The sequence below is a fragment of the Collinsella sp. CLA-ER-H3 genome (assembly GCF_040092425.1).
In the GTDB taxonomy this organism is placed as follows: Bacteria; Actinomycetota; Coriobacteriia; order Coriobacteriales; family Coriobacteriaceae; genus Collinsella.
Window position 1 is genome coordinate 17,087 of sequence record NZ_JBBNLP010000008.1, and the last position, 17,835, is coordinate 34,921.

Annotated in this window: 15 protein-coding genes and 1 pseudogene; 2 read left to right on the top strand and 14 right to left on the bottom strand. The window is 58.4% G+C overall.

Annotated features, from left to right (window positions below; genetic code table 11):
• Positions 1 to 77: 77 nt before the first annotated feature.
• Positions 78 to 722, top strand: coding sequence for a transcriptional repressor LexA (lexA, locus tag AAAX32_RS07355; protein WP_040359862.1), 645 nt, complete (start codon positions 78 to 80; stop codon positions 720 to 722).
• Positions 722 to 1,426, top strand: a pseudogene (locus tag AAAX32_RS07360) (heparan-alpha-glucosaminide N-acetyltransferase). Before lexA ends, AAAX32_RS07360 begins: the two are co-directional and overlap by 1 nt.
• Here the strand turns inward: AAAX32_RS07360 and hflX are convergent.
• The 14 genes from hflX to AAAX32_RS07430 form a co-directional block, all read right to left on the bottom strand.
• The gene (gene hflX / locus AAAX32_RS07365; protein WP_195363354.1) at positions 1,411 to 2,700 is read right to left on the bottom strand and encodes a GTPase HflX; all 1,290 of its coding nucleotides are present in this window, start codon (positions 2,698 to 2,700) and stop codon (positions 1,411 to 1,413) included. The pseudogene AAAX32_RS07360 and the gene hflX overlap by 16 nt on opposite strands.
• A complete protein-coding gene (gene miaA, locus AAAX32_RS07370) occupies positions 2,700 to 3,638 on the bottom strand; it encodes a tRNA (adenosine(37)-N6)-dimethylallyltransferase MiaA (RefSeq protein WP_349100395.1) in 939 nt (312 codons plus the stop codon). The genes hflX and miaA overlap by 1 nt, the downstream gene beginning before the upstream one ends.
• Positions 3,638 to 5,008 (bottom strand): tRNA (N6-isopentenyl adenosine(37)-C2)-methylthiotransferase MiaB, encoded by a 1,371-nt coding sequence (miaB, locus tag AAAX32_RS07375; RefSeq protein ID WP_349100396.1) that lies wholly within the window; start codon positions 5,006 to 5,008, stop codon positions 3,638 to 3,640. The genes miaA and miaB overlap by 1 nt, the downstream gene beginning before the upstream one ends.
• A 49-nt stretch (positions 5,009 to 5,057) precedes the next feature.
• A complete protein-coding gene (locus tag AAAX32_RS07380) occupies positions 5,058 to 5,375 on the bottom strand; it encodes a stage V sporulation protein S (RefSeq protein WP_006235982.1) in 318 nt (105 codons plus the stop codon).
• Between the two features lie 74 nt (positions 5,376 to 5,449).
• Positions 5,450 to 6,535, bottom strand: a complete 1,086-nt coding sequence (locus AAAX32_RS07385) for an ATP-binding protein (RefSeq protein WP_349100397.1) — start codon at positions 6,533 to 6,535, stop codon at positions 5,450 to 5,452.
• A 1-nt stretch (position 6,536) separates the two neighbouring features.
• Positions 6,537 to 8,087 carry a ribonuclease Y gene (gene rny / locus AAAX32_RS07390; RefSeq protein WP_055309902.1) on the bottom strand — a complete coding sequence of 517 codons (1,551 nt, stop codon included), beginning with the start codon at positions 8,085 to 8,087 and terminating at the stop codon, positions 6,537 to 6,539.
• Positions 8,088 to 8,344: 257 nt separating this feature from the next.
• Positions 8,345 to 9,037, bottom strand: coding sequence for a regulatory protein RecX (locus AAAX32_RS07395; protein ID WP_082437769.1), 693 nt, complete (start codon positions 9,035 to 9,037; stop codon positions 8,345 to 8,347).
• A gap of 11 nt (positions 9,038 to 9,048) precedes the next feature.
• The gene (gene recA, locus AAAX32_RS07400; protein WP_022094695.1) at positions 9,049 to 10,197 is read right to left on the bottom strand and encodes a recombinase RecA; all 1,149 of its coding nucleotides are present in this window, start codon (positions 10,195 to 10,197) and stop codon (positions 9,049 to 9,051) included.
• Positions 10,198 to 10,454: 257 nt separating this feature from the next.
• Positions 10,455 to 10,985: a CinA family protein gene (locus AAAX32_RS07405; RefSeq protein WP_349100398.1), complete on the bottom strand. Its 531-nt coding sequence runs from the start codon at positions 10,983 to 10,985 to the stop codon at positions 10,455 to 10,457.
• Positions 10,986 to 10,997: 12 nt separating this feature from the next.
• A complete protein-coding gene (gene pgsA / locus AAAX32_RS07410; protein WP_349100399.1) occupies positions 10,998 to 11,636 on the bottom strand; it encodes a CDP-diacylglycerol--glycerol-3-phosphate 3-phosphatidyltransferase in 639 nt (212 codons plus the stop codon).
• A gap of 9 nt (positions 11,637 to 11,645) precedes the next feature.
• A complete protein-coding gene (gene rimO / locus AAAX32_RS07415; RefSeq protein WP_349100400.1) occupies positions 11,646 to 12,995 on the bottom strand; it encodes a 30S ribosomal protein S12 methylthiotransferase RimO in 1,350 nt (449 codons plus the stop codon).
• A 27-nt stretch (positions 12,996 to 13,022) separates the two neighbouring features.
• Positions 13,023 to 13,520 carry a YajQ family cyclic di-GMP-binding protein gene (locus AAAX32_RS07420; RefSeq protein ID WP_022094699.1) on the bottom strand — a complete coding sequence of 166 codons (498 nt, stop codon included), beginning with the start codon at positions 13,518 to 13,520 and terminating at the stop codon, positions 13,023 to 13,025.
• Positions 13,521 to 13,546: 26 nt separating this feature from the next.
• Positions 13,547 to 15,058 carry a RodZ domain-containing protein gene (locus tag AAAX32_RS07425; protein WP_349100401.1) on the bottom strand — a complete coding sequence of 504 codons (1,512 nt, stop codon included), beginning with the start codon at positions 15,056 to 15,058 and terminating at the stop codon, positions 13,547 to 13,549.
• Positions 15,058 to 17,835, bottom strand: a complete 2,778-nt coding sequence (locus AAAX32_RS07430) for a DNA translocase FtsK 4TM domain-containing protein (protein ID WP_349100402.1) — start codon at positions 17,833 to 17,835, stop codon at positions 15,058 to 15,060. Before AAAX32_RS07430 ends, AAAX32_RS07425 begins: the two co-directional genes overlap by 1 nt.

Consider the following 17,835-nt stretch of genomic DNA (forward strand, 5'->3'; position numbering starts at 1 on the left):
TATTATTATCTTCGAACAGTTGTTCCTGTCAAGCAAAATTCGAACATTTGTTTGACATGGGTAGAGAGGATGCCCTGATGGCTCGCAAAATTACCAAGCGTCAGCAGCAAATTTACGACTTCATCAAGGAATATCAGCAGGAGAAGGGTTATCCGCCCAGCGTGCGCGAGATGGCTTCTGCTGTGGGCCTTTCCTCCCCCAGCACCGTGCACGCCCATCTATCTGCCCTGGAGGCGCGCGGGCTACTCAAGCGCGATGCCACCAAACCGCGCGCCCTGGAACTCTTTAACGAGGACGGTTCCTCTGTCTCAATTTCTAAATCTGACGAGCCCACCGCACCTCGCGGAACGGTCTCGCTACCGCTCGTTGGTCGCGTCGCGGCTGGGATTCCCATTCTGGCCGAGCAGAATATCGAAGACACTTTTACTATCCCGACCGAAATCGCCACCGATCAGGGTTCCTTTATCCTTGAGGTGCATGGGAGCTCAATGATCAATGTCGGCATCTTCAATGGCGATTACATCATCGTCCGTGAACAAAAGAGTGCCATGAACGGCGAAATTGTCGTGGCCATGATTGATGGTTCAGCGACCGTCAAGACGTTCTACAAGGAGCAGGGACGCGTACGCCTGCAACCCGAGAATGACACCATGGAGCCTATCTATGCAACGAATCCCGTTATCTTGGGCAAAGTCGTCGGCTTGATGCGCCGGTTCTCGTAATGCAAAAACGCATCACCATCTTTGATACCGTCCGCGGGTTTACGATGATTTCAATGACAGGTTTTCACGCTTGCTACGATCTCGCCTACCTGTACGGTTGGGATATGCCCTGGTTTACCCAGACTGTCTTTCAAGACATCTAGCGCGCCAGCATCAGCTGGGTATTCTTGTTTATCGCGGGTTGGATGTGCACTCTTTCGCGCAACAATATCAAACGTGCCGCCAAATACGCCTTAGCAGCACTCGTCGTCTGGTTGGCAACAACACTTGTCTCAGTAGACGATTCGGTTAATTTTGGCATCATCTACTGTATGGCCGCATGTACCGGCATCGTCGCGTTGACCGATCCCGTCCTTAAAAAGATTTCGGCGAGATGGGGCATGTCCCTATGACTTGTGTTGTTCGCCCTCACCTGGAGCATCCCCAAGACGACCTACCCTGTCCCATACCTGGCGTGGCTAGGATTTCCGAGCCCTGGATTTATCTCAGGTGATTACTACCCCATCATCCCGTTTATCTTTATGTATCTTGCAGGATACTTCGCCGCACACATAGCGCAGGGAATCGGTAAGACCGCCCCAAGCTGGGCCTACGCCAACCCCCTGCCGGCGCTCGCCAGCCTTGGACGTCATGCACTCCCCTTTTATCTGCTGCATCAGCCCATCATTCTGGGCATTTTGGAGCTCGCCTACTCGGTGCGGTAACGCTCTAGACGCGGCGCGATTCGGGCCGGCAACTTCGCCACAATGCGAACTCCGTCCTCTAGATATTCCTCATGCAGAAGGGTTCCCTGCTCATGCACCAGCGTGATGAGGGCGCCCTCACGATACGGGATATCAGCGGAGAGCAACACATCGGTGGCAGCCGCCTCACGAGCAATACGGTCGACGAGATCGTCGAGTCCCTCGCCCGTCTGGGCCGAGAACAGAACAGCTTCCGGATAACGACGACGGAAACTCAATCGATCGACGCTATCGAGAAGATCGATTTTATTGAACACCGTAAGCGTTAAACGCTCTCCGGCACCGATCTCATCAAGCACGCGGTCGACAGCCTCAAGCTGTCGCTCATAGTCCTCATCAGACGCATCCACGACTTTGAGAATTAAATCGGCACCCAACACCTCAGACAACGTCGATTTAAAGGCATCGACCAGACCATGCGGCAGCTTTTGAATAAAGCCGACGGTATCGGTAATCGTCATGCCGCGACCGCCGGGCAGGCGATACGAACGCGTCGTCGGGTCGAGCGTAGCAAACAGCTTGTCCTGCGAAAGTACCGTAGAGCCGGTCAGGCGATTGAGCAACGTCGATTTACCGGCATTGGTATAACCGGCTAACGCAACGCGAAACGCCGGTGACTCAATGCGGCTCTTGGACTGGACATCGCGACGCTGTTCAACCTGCTTAAGCTCACGACGAAGCGCGGCAATCTTATTGCGAATCAAGCGACGGTCAACCTCGAGCTGGCTTTCACCCTGGCCAAAGCGCGAACCGATGCCGCCACGCGTCTGCTCCTTGGCAAGATGGCTCCACATGCCGCGCAGACGAGGCAACAGATATTGAAGCTGCGCCAGCTGTACCTGCAGGCGTCCCTCACGCGTCTGAGCATGCAGGCCAAAGATATCCAGAATCAGTGCTGTACGATCGATAATCTTTACCGGCTCGCCCACGGCTTTCTCCAAATAGGATTGCTGCGAGGGCGTCAGGTCGTCGTCGAAGATAACAACATCGACATCCATGCGATGCACCAGGCCGCACAGCTCTTCAACCTTACCGGAACCGATAAACGATTTTGGATACGGCTTAACCAAACGCTGTGACAAACGCGCCACGCACTGGGCGCCAGCCGTATGGGCCAGGCGCTCAAGCTCGTCAAGCGAACGATCGAGCGGCCATGCATTGTCGCGCCACTCAACACCAACTAATATGGCACGCTCGGGCTCGGGCGCCGTGGGAACAAGGGGGAAACGGGCCATTAGGCAGCCTCAATACGATGCAGGATGTCCTCAACGACCTCATCGATCGTAAACTCGTCCATATCAAACCACACGATACGGTCATCGCGCTTAAACCACGAAAGCTGACGTTTGGCATAGCGACGCGAACGCATCTTGATGAGTTCGCGAGCCTCATCCATAGAAATCACGCCATTGAAAGCATCAATGATCTCTTTATAGCCAATTGCCTGCATCGAAGTCAGGGCATCTCCCAGCCCCTGGTCCATAAGACCGCGAACCTCATCGACAAGACCCTGCTCAAACATCATATCGACACGCAGGTTAATGCGCTCGTAGAGCACCTCGCGATTACGCGTCAGACCAAACCATAGGGCATGATAATGCTCGCGCGGAACACTAAACTGACTTTTTTGCTGTGCATAGGAAATACCATCATCATGCATCTCGAGCGCACGAATCACACGGCGCACATTATGGGGATGAATAACAGCAGCCGATTCTGGGTCGCGCTCGGCAAGCAGGGCATGCAGCTCTTCCTCGCCAATACGCTCGGCAAGCTCCTGATAGCCCATACGACGATCGTCCTCAAGTTCACCCGAAGGAAAGTCCATTTCATCGAGGGCGGCCTTGAGATACAGCCCCGTACCTCCGCAAAAAACCGGCAGACAACCCGAACCAAGGAGACGTTCAACATGCGCGCGAGCGTCAGCCTGATAAAGCGCCGCAGAATACGCCACACCCGGCTCTACAATGTCGACGAGACGCAGCGGCGCCGTACACTCATCGGGCGCCATCTTTGCGGTACCGATGTCCATGCCGCGATAGATTTGCATCGCATCGCACGACAGCACTTCGGACGAAAGACGAGCTGCCAAACGGTCGGCAACATCACTCTTACCAACCGCCGTCGGACCGACGATCGCAACGGCGGAAAGACCTGCCCCGGAAGAAACCATTAGCGCGGCTCGCCCACAACGGAGCCGGACAAATACCAGGTCTTGGCAACGTCAACGTCAACATCAACGATCTTGCCAACAAGCTGATCGATGCTGTAACCCTCGGGGATAGGCGCATGCACGGTCTGATTCTTGGGACTCTTGCCCAGCAGGACCGCGTCGTTCTTTTTACTCGTTCCCTCAATGAGCGCCGGAACCACAGTATGAAGTTCACCCTGGTTATACTCATGTGCCGTGGTCTCGATAACCTTAACCAGGCGGTTGAAACGCCCGAGAATAACCTCATGCGGCGTAGGATCGTCAATCTCTGCGGCCGGGGTACCGGCGCGCTTGGAATAGATGAAGGTATAGGCCTGGGCATAGCGGACCGTCTCGGCAAGTGAAAGCGTCTGCTCAAAGTCTTCTTCAGTCTCGCCCGGGAAGCCAACGATAATGTCAGTCGAGAGCGCGATATCGGGCATGCGGTTGCGAATGCGATCGACCAGGCCCAGATAGTCCTCGCGTGTATAACGGCGATTCATCTCTTTGAGGATCCGCGTCGAACCTGACTGGACGGCCAGGTGCAGCTGCGGCATAACAGCAGGCGTCTCGGCCATGGCGTCGATGGTCTCGGGCAGCAGATCCTTGGGATGCGAAGACGTAAAGAAGATGCGCTCCACACCCGTATCGCCCACGGCACGCAGCAAATCGGCAAAACGCGGCTTGCCAAACAGATCGCGACCATATGAGTTAACGTTTTGGCCCAGCAGCGTAATCTCACGCACGCCCTGGCGCACCAAACCGGTCACCTCGTCGACAATCTCCTCGAAGGGGCGGCTCTTTTCGCGACCGCGCACGTACGGCACGATGCAATAGGTGCAGAAATTATTGCAGCCCGTCATGATGGGCACCCAGGCGTGATACTGGGTCTCGCGATGCCACGGCATGCTCATGGCATCCGTATCCTCATGCTCATTGGTGCGGATATGACGCTTGCCGTCAAGGAACGCCTCGGCAATGAGCTCGGCCACATGTGCGATAGAATGCGTGCCAAAGATGACATTGACGTTATCGACGTTGATGAGCAGGCCCTCGCCATCACGCTGCGCAATGCAGCCGCCCACGGCAACCACACGCTTGCCCGAAGGCGAAGGCGGCAGGCTTTTGCAGGAATTGCACTGACCGTACAGGCGAGTATCGGCGGCCTCACGCACACAGCATGTCATGAAGACAACGATATCGGCATGCGCGGGATCGAGCGCCATGAGACAGCCATACGAATCAAGCAGACCGCTCACGCGCTCGGAATCGTGCTGATTCATCTGGCAGCCAAAGGTGCGGATAAAGTAGGTTTTACCGGCAAGAATATCGCGTACGGAACGCTGGTCCATGTGCATAAGTCCTAACGATGGAAGGGAGGCGAATCGAGGCAAGCAGAAGCTATGCCACAGGCTTAACATCATCCATGACGACGTTATCCATAGCGGCTCGATTGATCTGGTGAACGTAGATAGAAAGGCGGATAGCCGTGCGCGACTCCCCGTTAATGAGGATGTCGGAGAACACGGGCGCACAGGAAATATCAAAACCGGTTGGAATCAAAAAACCGCGCGCGATAGCAACGGCCTTAATGGCCTGGTTGACAGCACCGGCACCGACACACTGGATGTTGACGGGTACACCATCCTTGACCATGCCGGCGATGGCGCCGGCAACGGACGCGGGCGATGATTTGCTTGATACCTTCAGGCAATCCATGAAGAAACTCCTGCGTTTAAAAGTACGTTTTAACTGCAATAACTGTATCGTACCGAGTGGACTCGGTAAAGGCACTATTCCTCTTTGGCAAGATCGAAGGTCACAGTGATTCGATCACGCGAAACGCGAATCTTTGGGTCGCCGCAAAGGTTGAGATAGTACCGAGCGGCAAGGTCATTAAAGTCGCGCTCCACAGCACGCGAAAACTGTGCCATGTCATCCTTGGCAATACGAAGCCCGCGACGATCCTTCGCGAGATCGACAGGAGCCGGCGCATGCGAGGACGAATCACGCTCGCGCAGCAGACGCGCGGTCACACCGCGAACGGGCTTAATCTGCCCTGCCAAAATGCGATGTGCCGTGCGCTCGGACATCTCAAGACCCAAACCCGAGCAGATACGAATAAAGTCCTCGGCATCAGAGGCAAGGCCTAAACGATCGACAACCGGAAGCTCGCTCTCGTCATCAATAAACAGGAGACGAGACGTATCGAGCCGACTTGACGCCTGAGCATAAAGGGTCGCGGCAATCTCAGACGGAGAACCAAGATAGACATCGCAACCACGCAGCTCCTCGAGCGCAAACTCACAGGCAGCGCGAATAATATTATGCGGGCCGCGAGCACAGACATAACGTCCGTCCTCATCCTTGACGGCCTGGGGCCAGCTGGACTGATCGGCACGCTCACTGAGGCGGTCGGCTGCAACGCTCACCTTAAAGGCTGAACCAAGATCGACGCCGGACGTGACCACACGGGCCTCGTCGGTGTTCTGCTTGATCGAAAACAATGCCATGCCACGACCGTGAACGCCCCAACGGTCCATCTTCATGCTCTCGAGCTTGGAGGTAACGCGGGCATCGAAGATTCGCTCTTGCATATCCTGCGGAACGCCCGAACCGTTATCCAGAAAGATAAGCGTGCGGACGCCATCTTCCTTGGTCGTGGCGAGATAGACCTTGTCGGCGCCGGCATCGCGAGCATTACGGAGCATTTCGATGACGATATCCTCGACATGCTGAATGTCGTGTTTTGCCTGGCGCCGCTCGGCCTCCGAAACGCGGAGGCGGACATACCCCTCGCCAAGGTTCTCCTCGACGCGAAGGTTGCCCTCCCCCGACATCGACGCGATAAATGAGATGAGCTCGTTCGCGTCGCTCATGTTATTTAGCGATATCGACAGCGCGGCTCTCGCGAATCACGACGACGCGCACCTGACCGGGATACTCCATCTCTTCCTCGATCTGATGGGCGATATCGTGAGCCAGGACCGTGGACTGGGCATCGGAGATCTTGTCCGGCTGAACCATGACGTGGACCTCGCGACCAGCCTGCATGGCATAGGTACGCTCGACGCCTTCATGGGAGTTGGCAATCTCCTCGAGCTTCTCAAGACGCTTGATGTAGTTCTCGGCAGACTCGCGACGGGCACCGGGGCGAGAGGCGGAGACGGCATCGGCGGCCTGTACCAGGACATCGAGCACCGTGTTGGGGTCGACATCGGCATGGTGAGCCTCGATAGCGTGGACGATAACGGGCTTCTCACCATAACGGCGGGCAAGCTCGGCGCCGATGACGGCATGCGGGCCCTCGACGTCGTGGTCGATTGCCTTGCCAAGGTCGTGCAGCAGGCCGGCGCGCTTGGCGGTCACAACGTCCAGGCCAAGCTCGGAAGCCATCACGCCGCACAGGTCAGAGACTTCGAGGGAGTGCTGAAGCACGTTCTGACCAAACGAAGTACGGTAGCGCAGGGCACCAAGGGTCTTGACGATCTCGGGATGCAGGTCGTGAATGCCGGTATCGAAGGCAGCCTGCTCGCCAGCCTCGCGCACGCGCTGCTGAACCAGGTCGGCAGCCTTGTGATACATCTCCTCGATGCGAGCGGGGTGAATGCGGCCGTCGGCGATGAGGTTCTCGAGGGCAACACGAGCGGTCTCACGACGGACCGGGTCGAAGCTCGAAAGAACGACGGTCTCGGGCGTATCGTCGATCACGAGGTTGACACCGGAAACCTGCTCGAAGGTCCGGATGTTGCGACCCTCGCGACCGATGATACGGCCCTTGAGGTCATCAGAGGGAATGTGCACGGAGGTAACGGTGACCTCGGCTGTGTGGTCGGCAGCGCAGCGCTGAATCGCCAGGGACAGAATCTCCTGGGCGGTCTTGTGGCACTCGGCGCGAACCTGCTGCTCGGACTCGCGAATGATCGTGGCGGCCTCGTGGGTGACCTCGCCGCGAACCTTATCGAGGAGCTCCTTGTGGGCGTCCTCGCGGGTAAGGTCGGCAATACGCTCGAGCTCGGAGGTCTGCTTAGTGCAGAGCTCCTCAAGCTCGCGGGAGCGCTTCTCGACCTGACCGGCCTGGCTGGACAGCTGGTGCTCACGCTTGTCGAGAGCGTCGTTTCGGCGATCAAGGGACTCCTCGCGCTGCATCACGCGGTTCTCAAGCGTACGAATCTCGCTCTTACGCTGCTTGTCCTCGGCCTCGGCGGCCTGCTTGTTCTTGATGATCTCCTCTTTAGCCTCGAGCAGAGCCTCTTTTTTGAGGGTCTCGGCCTGACGCTTAGCATCACCGATCAGGGACTCAGCCTGTGCGTGTGCCGACTGGATCTTTTCGTCGGCCTCGTGAAGACTACCCTGCTTGGCGGTGCGCATGTAGGCAATGGCGGCGATGGCACCCAAAACGATGCCAACGAGCGCTGCGATGATAGGCATGCTCACTCCTTTTTATGGATTCGTTACACAACAAAGCGAACCGTCCTTACGAACGGCTCGCGACATTTGAGTAATATGGGCGCAGCTTATGCGGGTCGGATACAGATAATCATATAAACAAACTCATCACAGATGAGCACATATCACAAAGCAAATGACAGTGTTTATCGTACGTTGAACCACAACAACTGTCAAATAAATGGCCCCAGCACGGCGGCTAAAACGCGGTGAACGGCAGGGCAACAAAGCGCATACGCCTAAACTGCACATTCCTCGCGTTCGGCATCGAGACGTGCCTTAACGGCATCGGCGGCGATGTGATACGAGAAGCCCTTGCCCATCAAAAACCGAACCAGTTTTTCGAATCCGCGCGTCTCTGGAACACGACGCTTGGCGAGCAGGGCTGACGCACGCGTCAAATCGTCTTCGACGGCAAAATAATCCTCGGGATAACCGGGAATGTCATCGAGCACGACATGACGTCGCTTGAGCTCGGTCTCGATTTTGCGCTGTCCCCAACCGCGCCGCTTGCGCTCCTCGATAAAGTACGAGCAAAAGCGGCTCTCGTCTAAAAAGCGATACTCGGTGGCGCGCTCGACGGCGAAATCGATCGCAGGCTGGTGAAAGCCGTAGCGAGCCAGCTTGTCACGGACCTCACCCGTCGCATGGTCGCGGCGCGATAACATCTCGGTCACCATGGTAAGTGCACATTTACGCTCAATGAGCTGCACCGCCTCACGGAAGTTGTCCCAATCACAGGGAAGATCGGGGCGGTTTTTGACATACAGCCGCGCGACCCGCACGGGAATCCAAATGGACCGCTCAAAACCGCCCTCAAGCTCACAATCGATATGTGCGCAAGGCTTTTTGGACGCATACCCGCTCGAGAACGAGGAGGCCGCCTTCTTATCGGGAAAGACGACCGTGGCCTCGGTCACCGTATACGACATGAGCGTAACCGCTACTCGTCGTCATCATCGAGCATGGCGGAACCATCGATGGCGTAAAGCTCGTCAAACTCCTCAGGCGCAGGCTGATCGGTCAGCTCGACCTCGGACGGAGCATCGTCATCAAACTCAAGTCCGCAGGCAAGGCGGACCTTATGCTCAATCTCGTCAGCGCAATCGGGGTGTTCGCGCAGGAACGCCTTGGCGGCCTCGCGACCGTTGCCGAGCTTGTCCTCGCCATAGGCAAACCAGGAGCCCATCTTCTTGCAGATGCCGCACTCGACAGCCATGTCCAGAATCGAGCCCTCCTTAGAGATGCCCGTACCGTACATGATGTCGAACTCAGCAGAACGGAACGGAGCTGCCACCTTGTTCTTAACGACCTTGGCGCGCACGCGGTTACCGATAACCTCGTCCTTAAGCTTAATGCTGTCGATACGGCGAATGTCGATACGCACCGAAGAGAAAAACTTAAGGGCGCGGCCGCCCGTCGTAGTCTCGGGGTTGCCGAACATGACGCCGATCTTCTCACGCAGCTGATTAATGAAGATGCACGTCGTGTTGGACTTAGAAAGCGAGCCGGCGAGCTTACGGAGCGCCTGGCTCATCAGGCGAGCCTGAAGACCGACCGTAGTGTCGCCGATTTCTCCCTCGATCTCGGCACGCGGGGTCAGCGCGGCGACAGAGTCGACGACGATGGCATCGATGGCGCCGGAACGCACGAGCATGTCAACGATCTCGAGCGCCTGCTCACCCGTATCGGGCTGGGAAATCAGTACCTCGTCGATATCCACGCCAATGCGCGCGGCATACGTGGGATCGAGCGCATGCTCGGCATCGATAAATGCCACAACGCCACCCATTGCCTGGGCCTCTGCCAAAATCTCGAGCGAAAGCGTCGTCTTACCGGAGGACTCAGGACCGTAAATCTCGACGATACGGCCGCGCGGCACGCCGCCGATACCCAGCGCGGCATCGAGGGCCAGGGCGCCCGTGGGAATGGCCTCGACCTCGAGCTCGGGACCACCGTCGCCGTACCTCATGATGGAACCCTGGCCGAATTTCTTCTCGATCTCGGCCTTGGTGGTGGCGATCATCTCATCGCGCTCTTTACCCGTCGTGCGAGCATGAACGGTACGTACGGGACCTGAATTCTTGGCCATGAATAGCCCTCCTCTTAACAACCTGCATCGATAATAAACGAACGGCTGTTCGTGGTCAACCGTTCAGGCCAATCATATGCAGGCGGTCTTTCCAAAACCCAACCAAACGCCGACCAAACACTGACCAAATGCTTGACCACAAAGGACCAAATATGAACAAGGCAGGCAAAAATACATCTACAACCAGCACAAACGCCAAATGAGCCTAAGGTCCCTATCTCCACAATTAAGGGGCTCGAAGGCCCCTTAAAACACGTCTATTCCATAGAGTTGAGCACAAGGGCAATGCGACCCAATGCCTCCGTGACCGCATGGGCACGAACACACGAACGGTCGCCCTCATAGTGGCAGCGCACAGAGTCCACAACCGGCACGCCCCCATCGGCGGAACGATGCGCCCAGCCAATATAGAAAGTGCCCGCCGGATCGTCCTCAGTGCCACCGCCGGGGCCGGCATAACCCGTTGCGCTCACTGCAATATCGCTCTGGTACAGCTCCAGCGAACCCACCGCCATCTCGCGCGTGGTCTGATGCGACACCGCGGTATAGCGGTCAAGCGTCTCCTGCTCAACACCAAGAACGCGATGCTTAATCTCATCGCAATAGGTCACCGCACCGCCACGCAGCACCGCCGAGGCGCCCGGGATATCGGCAATCGTCGAGGCGATCATACCCGCCGTCAGCGACTCAGCCGTCGAAACCGTCACGCCCCGAGCGCTCGCGCGCTCGACAATATCACGCGCCAGCTCCTCGTTATGTGCGGAAATCTGCTCAAAAGAGTCCGTCATACCCACCAGGACCTAGACCGAAAAGACGATCTTGCGGCAGTTCCAGAAGTACTGGGCGCCCGAGATAACGGTCAGGACAACGGCAACGGCGTACAGGAAGCGCGACACCGAGTAGATGCCGAGCGTTAGCGCCACCGGGCCAAGGTGCAAGCCGGCCATAGCAAAAACGCACAGGCAACCGCAAATGGAGACCATCGTGGTTGCCGTCTTGTACTTGCCGAGCTTATCGGCCGCAACGACCACACCGGCCGCACTCGCGACCATGCGAAGGGCGCTCACCAGAAGCTCACGGAACAGGATAATGAACACGGACCACACGGTCACTGCGCCAAAATCCAAGAACAGCAGCAGGGCCGAGAACACGAGCAGCTTATCGGCGATGGGGTCCAAGAATTTACCGAAGTCGGTGATCTCGTTGCGCGAACGCGCCAGATAACCGTCGACCTTATCGGTGCACGACAGGATCACATACAGAATGAAGGCAGCGGCGGCGAGCGGGCCGTCGAAGGTGCTCCAATCCGTACCGGCAACACTCGTGTGAGAAAGCGCCGACACGATCATGAACACCGGGATAAAGACGATGCGAACGCACGTCACGATGTTGGCGGGCGTCCAGACACTCGTCAGTTCCTTATTACTCTCGTTAGCCACGACGCTCTCCTACTCCACAACATGACCGATAAGCTCGTAGCAGAAGCTATCGGTAAACTCGACGGTCAGAATATCGCCCACGGACGCCTCGCTGGCGTCCAGATGCACCGCGCCATCGGAATCGGGCGCCTGGAACCAGGCATGGCCGATCAGCTCGGCGCCATCCTCGGTCTCTTCGATACCGTCGACGATTACCTGGGCTCGCTCGCCCACATGGGCGGCGGTGGCGGCAAAACCGAGCGACTCGGCCAGGTCCATGGCCTCCTGGGCGCGCTCGAGCTTAACCTCCTCATCGACCTGGCCCTCCATCTTGGCGGCCAGGCTACCTTCCTCACGCGAGTAGGCAAAGACACTCGTGTAGTCAAAGCCGACGGTGTCCATAAAGTCGATAAGGTCGCGGAACTCGTCGTCGGTCTCGGTCGGGAAGCCGACCATGGCCGTGGAACGAATCACGATGCCGGGGATGCGCTCGCGAAGGTCGCGGAACAGATCCTCGAGCTCCTGGCGCGAACCGGAGCGACGCATGGCCTTAAGAATGCACGCGTCGCAGTGCTGCACGGGGATATCGATATAGGGCAGCACCTCGGGCGTATCGCGAATCGTCTCGATGAGTTCGTCAGTCATGCCCTCGGGCTGCAGATAGAGCACGCGGACCCAGACGTTGTGCGGGTGTACGGCCTCGGCGACGGCACGCAGCAGCTGCGCCAGATTGCGCGGCGAGCCATCGGCGACGTCCTCGTCGGCAAAGTCGGTACCCCAGATGCCCGTGTCCTGGCCGATCAGCACGATCTCGCGCACACCGCCGGCAACCAGGTCGCGCACCTCGGAGATGATGCTCTCGGCATTGCGCGAATGATAGCGGCCGCGGATGTAGGGAATCATGCAGAAGCTGCAGAAGCGGTTGCAGCCATCGGAAATCTTGACGTAGGCGACAGCACCCTCGACGGTACGTTTGACCTGCGGGATATAGGCTGCAATCTCACGCTCGACACCCAGCACGCCATCGATGACCGCCACGATGCCGTCTTCCTCGTCGGCCTTCACAAAGGCAGCGACCTCGGGCAGCTCGTCAGGCAGGTCATCGCCATAGCGCGACGGCACGCAGCCGCACATGACGATGGGGCAAGAACGAACGCCGTCCTGAACCTCGTTGGCGAGCTCGAGCGTGGTCTCGATGCTCTCGGACGTTGCGGAGGCGAGGAACGAACATGTATTGACGATGGCGATATCGGCATCCTGCGGGTCGAATGCCTCCTCGTAGCCCGCGGCGGTCAAAAGAGAACGCATGCGGTCGGTGTCAACCTCGTTCTTAGCGCACCCGAGGGTGATGTAGAGCACGGAGCCCAACGGTGTATCCATGTTGGAGAGCGGTCCTTTCGATTGATATTAGCGGTAGTTGGTGAACTGCAGCGGCTGGCCGTAGTCCTGGTCGCGCAGGAACTGGATCACGGTCTGCAACGCGTCCTTCGAAGCAGAGGAAACACGCAGTTTGTCGGCCTCGATGGTCACCTTGACCTTGAGCTTTTGGTCCTTGATGTCCTTGTTGATCTTCTTGGCGGTCGCCTGGTCGATACCCTCGACGATATGGCCGAGCACGCGCACGGTGCCGCCCGACGCCGCCTGCGGAGCATCCCACGAGACAGCCTTGAGGTCGATGCCGCGCTTGATGAGCTTGGAGCTCAACACGTCGATAATCTGTTTGGAGACAAAGTCGGCCGGGGCGTTGATCGTAAAGAGCTTGTCGCCCTTCGAAAGCTCGATCGTGGCGCCAGAATCCTTAAGGTCATAGCGCTGGGAAATCTCGCGCGTGGTCTGCTGGAAGGCGTTGTCGACCTCTTGCATGTTGACCTCGGACACGACGTCGAAGCTGGAATCTTTAGCCATGATGTTTCCTTTCGCGTACGAGCGGCTTAGTAGCTATCGTACGAATAGTCGGTAGAATCGGTGGGCGTCTGACCGTCAGTTGCGGTATCGGCGCCATCCGTGGACTGGGCATCGGTACCGTCGGTGGTATCGGTACCATCGGTGGTGTCGGTACCATCAGAACTTTCACCATTCTCGGAATCAGTCGTCTCCTTCTTGGGAACGGTGATCGTCACACGCGCCACGCCCGAGGTCTTGGTATCGTAACGAACCTTTTCACCGTTCTTGGTAACGGTGACATCGGAAGGCTTGGACGTGGTGATCTCGATCGAGGACTCGGGCGTGTACTCCTGCTCAAAGGGGCCAGTCGCCTGGGCGCCATAGACCGACTTGCCGTCGACCTTGACCTCAATCCACGCGGTCTTTCCCTTGGCAACGGAGACCTTGACCTTCGTTACATCGTTCTCTTCCTTTTTAGCCGTCGTCTTGGTGGCGTCCGAATCGGTCGACTCATCCGTCGCCTCATCGGTGTCTTCGTCCTCGTCAACCGTTTCGGTCTTCTTAGAAGACTTCTTGGTCGTCATCTTGGTAGCAGTGGGCGTCTCGGGCGTGTTCTCGGGCGCCGAAGATGCGCAACCGCGCAGAAGCACCACGATAAGCACAATCAACAGCAGCGCAACGGCGCCGATGCCGGCGTAGACGATACGCGGATCGAGCCCGTTGTTTTGAGGAGTACGTGATCCGCCGCGTCCACGACCGGAACTGCTGCGGCCGCTTCCCTGAGACATACGACCGCGATTGCTATCGGAACGGCCGCGATAGCCGCCCTGGCCCTGAAGGCTGCGCTGACCCGAGCGGGGCGCAAGTTCACCGCGGCCTTGATAGCCACGCTGGCCCGAACGCGAAGCCGAGGAGCGCTGGCCATACGGTTGTGATTGAGAGCGAAGACGCGGCGTCACCTGCGTGGTATCGGCATCCGCATAGCCACCGCGAGAGCGTCCCACAGAGGCACCACGGTAACCGCGATCGGAATAGCCACCGTCGCCGTAGCCGGCACGAGGGTCACGCGCCACGCCGCGGGCAGCGGGAAGCGCACGGTCCTCGGGCATCGGCGTACTGCGGAACCGGTCACGCTGTGAGCGAATCTCCTCGCCTGAACCCGTCTCGGTAATATAACCGGCCTGCTGAGGACGCTGTCCATAGCGGGTCGAACGACCGCCCTGAACCATCAGGAAGCGCCCGTTGTCCACCGAGGAACGCGAATTGACGTAGCCGGCGGCGTCCTGAAAACGACCGCCCTGCTGGGACGTCTCGCGTTCGTATGCCATCAGGTCGTCAAAGTAGGCATTGACGACCTCGCGCGGATTGAGGCCCAAAAAGCGAGCATAGCTCGAAATCATGCCCTGCGCATAGCCGCGCGGCGGCATCGAAGCAAAGTTACCAGTCTCGAAAAACTCGATGATCTGCGGCCTGATTTTGATGGTGTTGGCGACTTGCTGAATGGAAAGGCCCATTCGGCGACGCTGCTCGAGCAGCATGTCACCAAAGCGTGCAGCCATCAGAATCCTCCAAACTCACGATCTTCACGTGCCATCTCGGCGTCGACAGATTCCAGCGCGGCAAGCCCCTCCTCGTCCAGCAGGACCTCGCGCGGCTTGGAACCGTCGGGCGGACCGACGACACCCTTTTCTTCCAGCATGTCCATAATACGCCCGGCGCGCGCATAGCCAACCTTAAGGCGGCGTTGCAGGCCAGATGTGGAGCCCAGCTGCGATTCCACCACAATATGGGCGGCTTCCCAAATGAGCGGATCATCGTCTTGCGGCTCGGCAACTCCGGTGCGGACAATGCCGCCACCCGCCATGGACATGGAAGCGGGCGCCACAGCCGACAGGATCTCCTCATGGTAGTCGGGCTCGCTTTGCGACTTGACGAACTCGACAATCTCGTTGATTTCATCGTCCGAGACAAAGCAGCCCTGAATACGGCGAGGCTTGCCCCAGTCGACCTTGGAGAACAGCATGTCGCCCAAACCGGTGAGCTTTTCGGCACCCATCTGGTCGATGATGACGCGCGAGTCGATGCCCGTGGCGACGTTAAAGGCGATGCGGTTGGTGATGTTGGCCTTAATGAGGCCCGTCACCACGTTGGAGCTCGGGCGCTGCGTGGCCACGATAAGGTGGATACCGGCGGCACGGCCCAGCTGAGCAATACGCACGATCGAGGCCTCGACATCCTTACCGGCGACCATCATCAGGTCCGAGAGCTCGTCGATGATAATGACCAGATAGGGCATCTTTTGCGGCGGGTTATCGTAATGTTCAAACTCGCCGGCGGCCTGCTTTTCGTTATAGGTCGAGATCTTACGTACATTGAGACGCTCGAAGACCTTCAGGCGACGCTCCATCTCGGACACGGCCCATTGCAGAGCGCTCGCGGCCTGCTTGGGCTCGGTCACTACAGGCACGTAAAGATGCGGCAGACCGTTATAGCCCGCAAGCTCGACGCGCTTGGGGTCGACCATGATCAGGCGAACGTCCTCGGGAAGCGCGCGCATGAGCAGGGTCGTGATGATGGAGTTGATCATCACCGACTTACCAGAACCGGTCGTGCCGGCGATCAGCAGGTGGGGCATCTTGGCGAGGTCGGCGACGACCGGCGTACCCTCGGCATCGCGACCGATGGCCAGCTCGAGCGGACCGCCCTTCACATAGGGCAGCACGTCGCCCAGGTTGACGTTCTGGCGCTTGCGATTGGGGATCTCGATACCCACGAGCGACGTGCCGGGGATCGGGGCAAAGATACGTACCGACTGGGCAGCGAGCGAAAGCGCGATATCGTCCTCGAGGCTCGAAATCTTGCTCACGCGCTCGCCCTCACCAGGTTGCAGCTTAAAGGTCGTCACCGTGGGGCCGGCGATCCAGCCGACCACGCGGGCACTGCGGCCAAACTCAAGCAAGGTGGATTGCAGTGACTCAGCGGTCTGCTCCAACTCCTTGTCCGAAGACGCGGCGGAAGCCGACTGCGGGTTGGCATGCAGGATTTCGAGCGGCGGAAGCTTGAGGCCGTCCTCTTCTTCGCCCTCGTTATCTGCGGCGCCACCGTCCGCTCCCCCATCGCTAGCCGCAGCCGATTCGACGGCACTCGAGGCAGGCGCATCGGCAACCTTGGGATGCTTCAAGAAGTCGGGAATCTGAGGTGCTGCCGAGACAGGATTCACGGCAAACGGCGGCTCGAACTCGTCGATCTTATCGGGGTCGTCTTCCATCGAAAGCTGGCCGGTTACCTGGTCGCGCTTTGCATGGCGACGCGGCAGCAAAGTTGTCTTTGCGGTCTCAATCGGAGCCTCGTCGTCCTCGTCATCGCCCTCGGTGAGCTCAATCTCGCTATCGGACCAAGACGGGTCGGGCTCGCTTGTATTGAGCTTAGGCGCAGCCTTGCCCTTCTTGGCATGGCGGCGCGGCAGCAGCGTCGTCTTAGCGCGCTCAACCTCAACCGACTCGGACACGTCGACAAACGGATTCTCGTCCTCGTCGTCATCGTCCAAAACCGGGTCCACATCGTTGTCCATGACCGTGGTCACGGCAGCATCGGAGCCCTTTTGACGAAGAATGCTCAGGTGCGGACGGGCAACGCCGGGCACCGACAGGGCTTCGTCGTCACCCCACGGGCTGGCGTTGACATCGGCACGACGGCGCTCGGCAAAATCGGCCGCACGGTCGCGAGCAGAGCGCAGCACGCCACCCACCGAAAAGCCGATGATGACCAAGCCCACGACGACAAGGCCCAACAGGACTACCATCGCGATAGGCTTACCCAGGGCATTCTGCAGCGCACTCGCAATAAACGCACCGATGTAGCCACCCGAGGCGGACAAATTTTGCGGCGTGAACATAAGGTCACACGAGACACTCGTACCCGGCACCATCAGCGAAAGAATGGAGACGACGGCGATAAAGACCACGGCTCCGCCCGCAACAGAGCGCACGTTGAGCGGCGAGTCCTCGCCTAAAAAGAGCGTGGCGGCAAACAGCAAAATAACGATCGGCAGCACGTAGGCGCCCAGACCAAAGCCCAGGTGGTAGAAACCGGCAACCGCAGCCGTAACGGGTGCAGTCGCCGGCGAAATCACGGCAATGAAGGACGCAATCGCCAAAACGGCGATGACCACGCCGGCGATATCGCGGTTGGCCGAGGGCTCGACCAGGGGCTCAAAATCGTCGAAGTCGGTCTCGTGGCCCTTATTGGCACGAAGATGGGAACCGGCACCCTTAGCAGATGCCGGTTGGTTGTTGGCTTTATTGCCTTTGGCGTTTTGTGCAGATCCGCGCGCCAA

Coding starts and splice junctions, on each gene's coding strand:
- hflX (WP_195363354.1), bottom strand. CDS start 2,700: ATGGCCCGTTTCCCCCTTGTTCCCACGGCGCCCGAGCCCGAGCGTGCC.
- recA (WP_022094695.1), bottom strand. CDS start 10,197: ATGGCCAAGAATTCAGGTCCCGTACGTACCGTTCATGCTCGCACGACG.
- lexA (WP_040359862.1), top strand. CDS start 78: ATGGCTCGCAAAATTACCAAGCGTCAGCAGCAAATTTACGACTTCATC.
- rny (WP_055309902.1), bottom strand. CDS start 8,087: ATGCCTATCATCGCAGCGCTCGTTGGCATCGTTTTGGGTGCCATCGCC.
- AAAX32_RS07385 (WP_349100397.1), bottom strand. CDS start 6,535: ATGAGCGACGCGAACGAGCTCATCTCATTTATCGCGTCGATGTCGGGG.
- miaB (WP_349100396.1), bottom strand. CDS start 5,008: ATGGACCAGCGTTCCGTACGCGATATTCTTGCCGGTAAAACCTACTTT.
- AAAX32_RS07395 (WP_082437769.1), bottom strand. CDS start 9,037: ATGTCGTATACGGTGACCGAGGCCACGGTCGTCTTTCCCGATAAGAAG.
- miaA (WP_349100395.1), bottom strand. CDS start 3,638: ATGGTTTCTTCCGGGGCAGGTCTTTCCGCCGTTGCGATCGTCGGTCCG.
- AAAX32_RS07420 (WP_022094699.1), bottom strand. CDS start 13,520: ATGGCTAAAGATTCCAGCTTCGACGTCGTGTCCGAGGTCAACATGCAA.
- rimO (WP_349100400.1), bottom strand. CDS start 12,995: ATGGATACACCGTTGGGCTCCGTGCTCTACATCACCCTCGGGTGCGCT.
- AAAX32_RS07405 (WP_349100398.1), bottom strand. CDS start 10,985: ATGACGGACTCTTTTGAGCAGATTTCCGCACATAACGAGGAGCTGGCG.
- AAAX32_RS07380 (WP_006235982.1), bottom strand. CDS start 5,375: ATGGATTGCCTGAAGGTATCAAGCAAATCATCGCCCGCGTCCGTTGCC.
- AAAX32_RS07425 (WP_349100401.1), bottom strand. CDS start 15,058: ATGGCTGCACGCTTTGGTGACATGCTGCTCGAGCAGCGTCGCCGAATG.